Source organism: Vibrio sp. Vb0667 (assembly GCF_033391095.1).
Genome location: NZ_JAWPOL010000121.1, coordinates 1 through 1,636, shown reverse-complemented (window position 1 = coordinate 1,636; position 1,636 = coordinate 1). Strand labels below are relative to the sequence as shown.

The 1,636-nt window shown below is 42.4% G+C and carries 2 protein-coding genes; one reads left to right on the top strand and one right to left on the bottom strand.

Annotated features, from left to right (window positions below; genetic code table 11):
* Positions 1 to 657, bottom strand: a 657-nt coding sequence (locus R8269_RS23895) for a CHASE sensor domain-containing protein (protein ID WP_318222738.1), incomplete at its 3' end; no start/stop codon positions are given.
* 319 nt (positions 658 to 976) lie between these two features.
* Here R8269_RS23895 and R8269_RS23890 point away from each other — a divergent pair.
* The coding region (locus R8269_RS23890) for a 5-oxoprolinase subunit PxpA (protein ID WP_318222737.1) at positions 977 to 1,636 on the top strand (660 nt) is incomplete at its 3' end.

Here is a 1,636-nt window from a genome sequence, read left to right as displayed (position 1 = left end):
GTGAATAACTTCGCCCAGTTCGTCTTTAGAATGATGACGAATTTGTACGTGAGAGGCATTACCAAAAGTAACATCTTGAATTGCACCGTTGAGATCGAGCAACGGTCTTAGAATGATACGATCAATGGTAATGTAGAAAATAATGCCACCAGCCGCCAATATCAGCAGAAGTACGCCGGCATCTTTCAAGAATGAATGTTGCGCATTCATAATTGGAATGTGTGACAACGTCACTCGAATTGAGCCAATCACATGCCCTTCATGGATGATAGGCTCAAGTACGTACAAAAACTTGGCGGACAACGCATACCCTAATGCATCGAGCTTACTTCTTTCATTTTGATTAGGAACGGGAGCAGACTCCCCACTCCCTTCAAGCACAACAAAAGGTTCATTGGCCCTATCATACAATTTCACTCTAGAAACGTTGGGCTGTTCTAGAAGATCGGCCAGAATAGTTTGTGCTTTTCGCTTGTTCTTTGTTGTGAGCGCATCTTTAATTGAATAAGACACGTTATTGATTAACTTGCGAGTTTGCTCAACCAACTCATGTTTTGACGATTGGTATGCGGTGTACGAGGTATAACCTTTTGAAGCAACAAAGATCGCCGTAATAAAAACCAGAATCGGCCAGATAAGCTTTGCTCGTAATGACATATATATTCCTGTCGCACAACAACAACTAGAAGACAAAAGAGTTGTTATGCAAGCTATCACCCAATAGAAGCCGTAAGACTAACATGACGGCAAAGCAAAATAACGTTAAATTCTCAAAAATTGGATTGAAAAGGACCGAATTACCTTAAAATTCGGAACAAATCAAAGAACGATAACGACGTGCTGGACTCTAATGATCTTTCTCAGCTCGAGTTCTAAGTAAAAATCTCATTCTGGTTGTTTGAAGAATGAACTGAGTCACTGAAGATAAAAGGTTTTTCCTGCATCGTGATGTGATTGCTAAGGTAACTATAAATATATGACATTGAATAAACAGCAACTGACATTAAATTGCGATATGGGCGAGAGCTTTGGTTCTTGGAAGATGGGCGCTGACGATAGCGTGATGCCTCATGTCGATATGGCGAACATTGCTTGTGGCTTTCACGCTTCCGATCCTAACGTGATGCACGACACGATTACCTTAGCGAATCTTCACGATGTTGATATTGGTGCGCATCCCGGTTATCCCGACTTACAAGGTTTTGGTCGACGCAGCCTCAGTATGAGCAGCGATGAAATTACTAACATGGTGATCTATCAAGTAGGTGCGTTGCAGGCATTGTGCCGTGCGCAGTATACCGATATCGGTTATATCAAGCCTCATGGTGCCCTTTACAACGATATGATGAAAAGCGATGCGGTTTTTCGAGCGGTCGTTAAAGCAGCCGCACTGTTTAAAGTACCGTTGATGATCCTTGCATCGCAAGAGAACGAAAAATATTTAGAAATCGCGGACGATTATGATGTGCCATTGTTGTTTGAGGCGTTTGCCGATCGCCTGTATCAAGATGATGGGATGTTGACACCAAGAACGCATCCAAATGCCGTTTTGAAAGATGAGCTTGCGATTTTAGAACAAGTCAGAACATTGGCTGATTCGGGCCGAGTAAAAACCGCTTCAGGCAGTTATATCTTG